This window comes from Trebonia sp. (genome assembly GCF_049794275.1).
Lineage (GTDB): Bacteria > Actinomycetota > Actinomycetes > Streptosporangiales > Streptosporangiaceae > Trebonia.
This window is the reverse complement of record NZ_JBARCR010001132.1, coordinates 1-3,134: the sequence shown is the minus strand read 5'-3', so window position 1 is coordinate 3,134 and position 3,134 is coordinate 1. Positions and strand designations below refer to the sequence as shown.

4 protein-coding genes are annotated in these 3,134 nt (G+C 71.4%); 3 read left to right on the top strand and 1 reads right to left on the bottom strand.

What is annotated here, in order from left to right; all coding sequences use genetic code 11:
• Together WA805_RS28140 and WA805_RS28135 are read left to right on the top strand one after the other, a co-directional pair.
• The coding region (locus tag WA805_RS28140; protein ID WP_425243835.1) for a hypothetical protein at positions 1 to 219 on the top strand (219 nt) is incomplete at its 5' end.
• Between the two features lie 16 nt (positions 220 to 235).
• A complete protein-coding gene (locus tag WA805_RS28135) occupies positions 236 to 1,000 on the top strand; it encodes an SDR family NAD(P)-dependent oxidoreductase (protein ID WP_422285165.1) in 765 nt (254 codons plus the stop codon).
• Here the strand turns inward: WA805_RS28135 and WA805_RS28130 are convergent.
• Complete coding sequence (locus WA805_RS28130) at positions 997 to 1,803, bottom strand: carbon-nitrogen hydrolase family protein (protein WP_422285163.1); 807 nt, start codon at positions 1,801 to 1,803, stop codon at positions 997 to 999. The two genes, WA805_RS28135 and WA805_RS28130, sit on opposite strands and share 4 nt — an antisense overlap.
• Positions 1,804 to 1,821: 18 nt before the next feature.
• Here WA805_RS28130 and WA805_RS28125 point away from each other — a divergent pair, with 18 nt between their 5' ends.
• The gene (locus WA805_RS28125; protein WP_422285161.1) at positions 1,822 to 2,985 is read left to right on the top strand and encodes a pyridoxal phosphate-dependent aminotransferase; all 1,164 of its coding nucleotides are present in this window, start codon (positions 1,822 to 1,824) and stop codon (positions 2,983 to 2,985) included.
• Positions 2,986 to 3,134: the final 149 nt, after the last annotated feature.

Sequence of the window (3,134 nt, the reverse complement as noted above, 5' to 3'; positions counted from 1 at the left end):
CCAGGCAGCCAGGACGTGGTGATCTGGACGCTGGCGGTACGCGCGGCGGCGGGAACCGCCTGGACCGCCGCGTCGCCCGACGGCATGGGCCTGGCCGGGCCTGGCACGCACGCGATCACCGCGCTGGCCGGCGCAGGGTCCACGCTGACCGGGGTCGGCTACTTCGCCACTCCGGCGACCGAAGTGCCGACCATCTGGCAGTCCCCGGTGCGCAACTGACTACCATGCTGTAGTCATGACAAGCACCCAGCCCGCCACCGTCTTCATCACCGGCGCGAGCAGCGGCTTCGGGGCCGCCACCGCGCGCAGGTTCGCCGCCGCCGGCGTCCGCGTCATCGCCGCCGCCCGCCGGGTTGACCGGCTCGATGACCTGGCCAAGGAACTTGGCCCTAGCGCCCTGACGGTCGCGCTGGATGTCCGGGACCGGGACGCCGTGTTCGCCGCGGTGGCCTTGCTGCCGCCGGAGTTCGCCGCCGTCGACGTGCTGGTGAACAACGCCGGCCTGGCCCTCGGGCTGGGGCCCGCCCAGGAGGCGGACCTGGACGAGTGGGACCAGATGATCGACACCAACTGCAAGGGCCTGACCTACTGCACGAGGGCGATCCTGCCCGGCATGGTGGCCCGCGGGCGCGGCCACGTGATCAACCTCGGATCCGTGGCGGGCACCTACCCGTACCCGGGCGGGAACGTGTACGGCGGCTCGAAGGCGTTCGTCCACCAGTTCAGCCTGGACCTGCGCAGCGACCTGCACGGCACCGGCGTGCGGGTCACCTCCGTCGAGCCGGGCATGGCCGACACGGAGTTCTCCACGGTCAGGTTCGGCGGCGACAAGGAGCAGGCGGACGCCGTCTACGCGGGCATGCAGCCGCTGACCGCCGACGATATCGCCGAGGCGATCTACTGGGCGGCGGCTCAGCCGCCCCACGTCAACGTCAACAGGATCGAGCTGATGGCGACCGCGCAGAGCTTCGCCCCGTTCCAGGTCACCCGCGAAGGCTAAATCTGGCCGAAGACGTCTTCGCGGCGGTTGGCCAGCGACGGCAGCGTGGCCCGCACCGAGTCCACGAACGACATGTCGGCCTCGGCCACGAGCACGCCCGCGGCGGGGCCAAGGTCGGCGCGGACCACGCCGAGCGGGTCGATGAGCATGCTCCGGCCCACGCCCGTCGGCGCGCGGGTCGGCTTCGAGTCGGGATCGGGCACCTGCCCGGCGGCGGCGACCCACACGGTGTTCTCGATCGCGCGGGCGCGCAGCAGCGTCACCCAGTGCTCCTCTTTGAACAGGCCCGCCTGCCAGGCGGCGCTGACCGTGACCAGCGACGCGCCGCGGAGCGCCAGCGCGCGGGTCAGCTCGGGGAACCGGATGTCGTAGCAGACCTGCAGCCCGACGGGCACGCCGCCGAGCGCCGCGACGACAACGTCAGAACCCGGCGCGACCAGCTCCGACTCGCGCTGCCCGAGCGCGTCGAACAGGTGCAGCTTCCGGTACGCCGCCACCTGTGACCCGGCGGCGGAGAACGCGACCGCGGTGTTGTACACCCGGCCGTCGGGCGCCGGCTCGAAGACGCCCACGACGGCGGCGACCCCGGCCGACGCGCACGCCGCGGCCAGCTCCGAGCAGAACGGCCCGTCCAGCGGCTCCGCCGCCGCCCGCAAGTCGCTGCCGAACCTGACCATGGTCGCCTCGGGGAATACAGCGAGCGACGCGCCGCCGCTCGCCGCCTCGTCGAGCGCCGTGTGTACCCGCGCCAGGTTGACCGAAGGATCGGGGCTGACAGGAAGCTGGCACAACGCGATACGCATGCCGCCCACAATAGGTCTGTGACACGACCTCTGCTGAACCGCCGCCTGCATGGCCTCGGCACTTCGATTTTCGCCGAGATGTCCGCCCGCGCCGTCGCCACCGGCGCCGTCAACCTCGGTCAGGGCTTCCCCGACGTGGACGGCCCGCCGTCCGTCGCGCAGGCCGCCGCGACGGCGATCATGACGGGGCACGGCAACCAGTACCCGCCCGGTCCCGGCATCCCTGAGCTGCGGGCGGCCGTCGCGGACCACCAGCGCCGGTGCTACGGCCTGGCGTACGACCCGGGCACCGAGGTGCTGATCACCGCGGGCGCGACGGAAGCGATCGCGGCCGCCTTGCTGGCGCTCCTCGAGCCCGGCGACGAGGTGATCGCCTTCGAGCCGTACTACGACTCGTATGTGGCCAACATCGCGATGGCCGGCGCCACGCGGGTGCCGCTCACCCTCAGGCCGCCGGCCTTCCGCCCTGACCTGGCCGAGCTGGAGAGCCTGATAACAGCGAGAACGAGGCTCATGCTGATCAACAGCCCGCACAACCCGACGGGCATGGTCCTCACCCGCGCCGAGACCGAGGCCATCGCGGACATCGCGAAGCGGCACGATCTGCTGGTCGTGACCGACGAGGTGTACGAGCACCTGACGTACGACCGTGAGCACATCCCGTTCGCGACCGTCGACGGGATGCGGGAGCGGACCGTCTCGGTCAGCAGCGCGGGCAAGACGTTCAGCTTCACCGGCTGGAAGGTCGGCTGGGTGACCGGGACGCCGGAGATCGTCAACGCGGTGCGCACGACGAAGCAGTTCCTCACCTTCGTCGCCAGCGGCCCGTTCCAGTACGCGGTCGCCGAGGCCCTGCGGCTTCCCGACGAGTACTTCGCCACCCTGGCCAGCGACCTTCAGACGAAGCGCGACCTGATGGCGCAGGGGCTCAGCGACATCGGCTTCGAGGTCTACCAGCCCGACGGCACGTACTTCATCACGACCGACATCGCGCGCCTCGGCGAGAAGGACGCGGTCGAGTTCTGCCTCGGCCTGCCGGAGCGGGCGGGCGTGGTGGCGATCCCGAACGCGGTGTTCTACGACGACAAGGAGGCCGGGCGGACCCAGGTCCGGTTCGCCTTCTGCAAGCGCCAAGAGATACTGGAGGAAGCCCTCAGCCGGCTGGAGGTCCTCGCCTACTGAACGGGAGGCGCTCGATGACGAGTATCGCCGAGCCAGTGCGAGCCGACGCGGCGTTCGGCACAGACCTGTACGCGCAGCTCGCGGGCCCCGGCAGCCTGGTGTTCTCCCCGGCGTCGATCGCGGCGGCGCTGCGGATGGCGCTGGTCGGC